General features: G+C 76.6%; 3 protein-coding genes. All 3 read left to right on the top strand.

Annotated elements, in window-relative coordinates:
- On the top strand, window positions 1-2,667 hold a 2,667-nt coding region (locus ABZ914_RS47950; RefSeq protein ID WP_500201296.1), incomplete at its 5' end, for an SDR family NAD(P)-dependent oxidoreductase.
- Window positions 2,664-3,098: an acyl-CoA thioesterase gene (locus tag ABZ914_RS47945; RefSeq protein WP_500201295.1), complete on the top strand. Its 435-nt coding sequence runs from the start codon at window positions 2,664-2,666 to the stop codon at window positions 3,096-3,098. The genes ABZ914_RS47950 and ABZ914_RS47945, both read left to right, overlap by 4 nt.
- A 34-nt stretch (window positions 3,099-3,132) precedes the next feature.
- Window positions 3,133-3,936 carry a class I SAM-dependent methyltransferase gene (locus tag ABZ914_RS47940; RefSeq protein ID WP_500201294.1) on the top strand — a complete coding sequence of 268 codons (804 nt, stop codon included), beginning with the start codon at window positions 3,133-3,135 and terminating at the stop codon, window positions 3,934-3,936.
- Window positions 3,937-4,065 lie beyond the last annotated feature (129 nt).

The following is a 4,065-nucleotide window of genomic DNA, read 5'->3' as shown; positions in this document are numbered from 1 at the left end:
CCCCTGTATCGGCACACTCTTTCGCTACTCGACCCTCTTCCGTTCCGCGACCACCCGGCGGCGGACGCGCTGCGCGAGGCGCTGGAGGCCGCCGAGCTGGGCGAGGGCGTCCTGGTGATCGTCCCGCCGGGGGAGGGGCGGCTCGCGGCGCTGCGCGCGGGCGCAGCCGCGGTCCTCGCCGGCAAGGACGTGACGCGCTGCGTCCTCGTCCAGGACGGCTCCGGCGCGGCCGGGTTCGCCAAGACCCTGCACCTGGAGGCGCCCTGGGTGGCGACGACCGTCGTGTCCGCCGACCTCGCCGACCCGGCGGCCCCGGCGCTGGTCGCGGCGGACGCCGCCGCCACGACCCGGTTCCGCGAGGTGATCCACGAGGGCGGTGTCCGCCGCGAGCCCGTCCTCGCGCCGGTCGCGCCGCACGGCACCGACCTGCCGCTCGGCCCGGACGACGTCCTGCTCGTCACCGGCGGCGGCAAGGGCATCTCCGCCGAGTGCGCCCTCGCGCTGGCCCGCGAGAGCGGCGCGAGGCTCGCCCTGGTCGGACGGTCCGACCCGGCCGGCGACGCGGAGCTGACCGCCAACCTCGAACGCATGGCGGCCGCCGGCGTCACCGCCCGCTACCTGCGCGCCGACGTCACCGACGCCGCCCGGGTCGCCGCGGCCGTCGCCGAGGCGGAGGCGGAGCTCGGCAAGGTCACCGCCGTCCTGCACGGCGCCGGCGGCAACGTCCCGAAGCTCCTCCAGGAGCTCACCGACGACGACTACGCCCGCACGATCGGCCCCAAGGTCGCCGGGCTGGAGGCCGTCCTCGCCGCCGTCGACACGGCGGGCCTGCGGCTCGTCGTCACGTTCGGCAGCATGACCGGGCGCGCCGGGCTGCGCGGCGAGGCCCACTACGCCGCCGCCAACGAATGGCAGAGCGACCTGGTCGAGCGGCTCGCCGCCGAGCTGCCGCACTGCCGGTTCCGCGCCGTGGAGTGGTCGCTGTGGTCGGGCGTCGGCATGGGCGAGCGGCTCGGCTCCGTCGAGAACCTGTCCCGCGCCGGCGTCACCACGATCACCCCCGACCAGGGCGTGGCGATGCTGCGGGCGCTGGTCGCCGACCCGGACGCGCCCGTCGTCGCCGTCGTCACCGGACGGTTCGGCGAGATGCCGACCGTGTCGTTCGGCGCGGACGAGCCGCCGCTGCTGCGGTTCCTGGAGCGGCCCCGGGTGACCTACCCCGGCATCGAGCTGGTCGCCGACTCCGAGGTCGGCTGGGCCAGCGACCCGTACCTCGCCGAGCACGTGTTCGGCGGCGGCACCGAGGCCGTCCTGCCCGGCACCGTCGGCATGGAGATCATGGCGCAGGCCGCGGCGGCGCTGCTCGGCCTCGACGCCGGCGCGGGCCCCGGGGCGGGCACCGCGCCGGTCCTGACCGACGTCGAGTTCCTGCGGGCGATCGCGGTCGCGCAGGACGCGCCGGTCACCGTCCGGGTCGCGGCGCTGCGCGACGAGTCCGGCGCCGTCACGACCGTCGTCCGGTGCAGCACCACCAACTTCCAGGTGGACCACTTCCGGGCGGTCTGCGAGCCGCCCGCCGCGACGCCGAAGGGCGCCGGGCTCGTCCGGCCGCAGGACGCCGCGCTGCCGCCCATGGCGATCGACCCGCAGACCGAGCTGTACGGGCCGATGCTGTTCCACGGCCCCCGGTTCCGGCTGATGGGCGACATCCGGCGCGCCGACGCCACGCACGTCACCGCCCGGCTGCTGCCCGACACCCGCGTCGGCTGGTTCGGCCGCTACCTGCCGCCGACGCTGCTGCTCGGCGACCCCGCCGCACGCGACGCCTACATGCAGCCGCTCGCGCTGTGCGCGCCGACCGTCCTGGCGATCCCGGCGGGCGTGCGGCGGCTCGTCCCCGGCCCGAACGCCGGCGCGACGCCCGCGTTCGTCCACGCCCGCTACCGGGTGGACGAGGACTGCTGGGACATGGAGGTCACCGACGAGGACGGCGAGCTGATCGAGACCTGGGAGGGCTTCACGACCCAATTGGTGGAGAAGTTCCCGCTCCCCGCCGGGTGGGTGCCCGCCCTCCTCGGCCCCTACGTCGAGCACGCCCTCGTCGCGTTCGGCCTGGCCGGGCGCGCGGTGGTCGACACCGACCCGGACGGCGCGTCCCGGCGCGAGGCCGCCGGGCTGGCCGTGCGGCGGCTGCTCGGCGGGGACGTCGGGCTGCGGCACCGCCCGGACGGCAAGCCGGAGGCGAGCAGCGGCGAGACCGTCTCGATCGCGCACTGCTCCGGCGTCACCCTCGCGACCAGCACCCCCGGCTGCGACCTGGAACTCGTCACCGCGCGCGACCGCGACGCCTGGGCGGGCCTGCTCGGACCGGACGGCCTCGCGCTCGCCGAGGCCCTCACCGAACGCTCCGGCACCGCCGGACGCTCCGGCGGCGCCGAGGACTTCGACACGGCCGCGACCCGCGTGTGGGCGGCGGGGGAGTCGGCGGTCAAGGCGGGGCTGCCCGCCGGGACCCCGTTCACCCTGCACTCCACCCACGAGGACGGCTGGGCCGTGCTGGCCGCCGGGGACGTCCGCGTCGCGACCATGGCGACCGGCGTCCGGGGCGTCGCCGAACCGGTCGTGCTGGCCGTCCTGACGGAGCCGTCCGGGGAGGCGCGGGCGTGAAGGGCTACGAGTACCGGCACGTCGTCACCATCGAGGACACCGACCTGCTCGGCAACGTCAACTACGTCAACTACATCAGCTGGCAGGGCCGCGCCCGCGAACTCTGCCTGCGCGAGTACACCCCCGACGTCGTCGCCGGGTTCGGCGACGGGGTGCGGCTGCTCACCGTCAGCTGCCAGTGCGAGTACCTCCGCGAGCTGACGATCTTCGACGAGGTGATCGTCCGGATGACCCCCGGCGAGGTCGGCCAGACCCAGATGACCATGCGGTTCGAGTACTGGCGACAGCGCCCCGACGGCGAGGAGCTCGTCGCCACCGGGGAGCAGCGGATCGCCTGCGTCCAGCCCGACGCCGACGGGAACATGGCGCCCGCCCGGCTCCCCGAGTCGATGCGCCGCCTCGTCGAGGCCGTCACCGCCGGCCGCCGCTGAGCCCGCCGCGCCCGCCGCCGAAAGGAGAAGGATCATGGAAGGCGTGTCCGCGACGGCCCGCTGGACGGCCGCCGCCCGTGCGGTGGAGTCCCGCCGCCCCGACGCCCTGTTCACCGACGACCTCGCCGAGGCCCTCGCCGGGCCCGAGGGCTTCGCGCGCTGGGAGCGGTACGACAACCCCGGCACCACCGAGTTCCTCGCGATCCGCACCCGCTGGCTGGACGAGGTGATCGTCCGGTCCGCGCACACCCAGGTCGCGCTGGTCGCGGCCGGGCTCGACACCCGGTCGGCCCGGCTGCCCTGGCCGACCGGGACCGTCCTGTACGAGCTCGACCAGGCCGACCTCATGGAAGAGAAGGAGAAGAGGCTCGCCGAGCTGGACGTCCGGCACCGCTGCGACCGGCGCGGCATCGGCACCGACCTCACCGGCGGCTGGGACGGCGCGCTGCGCGCCGCCGGCTGGGACCCGGCCGTCCCCACCCTGTGGATCGTCGAGGGCCTGCTGTTCTACCTGCCCGAGGACGCCGCCCGGGCGCTGCTGAACAGGCTCGGGGAGCTGTCGGCGCCCGGCAGCGCCGCGGCCGGGGACCTGCTGTCCCACCAGTCCATGATCAGCGAGTTCACGCAGGAGGGCCTGGCGCGGCTGCGCGCCGACGGCTGCCCCTGGCTGTGGGGCACCGACCGTCCCGAGGACGTCCTCGCCGCGTGCGGCTGGACGGTCGGCGAGCTGAGGCTGCCGGGCGAGGAGGGCGCCTCGTTCGGCCGCTGGCCGTGGCCGCCGCTGCCCCGCGACACCACGGGCCTGCCGATGAACTACCTGTTCACCGCGACGGTCTGAGCGGCCTCGCCGGGGGGGCGCGCCGGCGCCGCCCGCCCGGGCCCCCCCGCCCCCCCCCCGGCGGCCTGAGGGTGGGGGGCCCGCCAGAGGCCCAGCTACGGGGGGGGCGGGGGGGGGGGGCGGGGGGGG

Source organism: Spirillospora sp. NPDC046719 (genome assembly GCF_040645715.1).
Lineage (GTDB): Bacteria > Actinomycetota > Actinomycetes > Streptosporangiales > Streptosporangiaceae > Spirillospora.
This window is presented reverse-complemented; position numbering and strand designations above follow the sequence as displayed.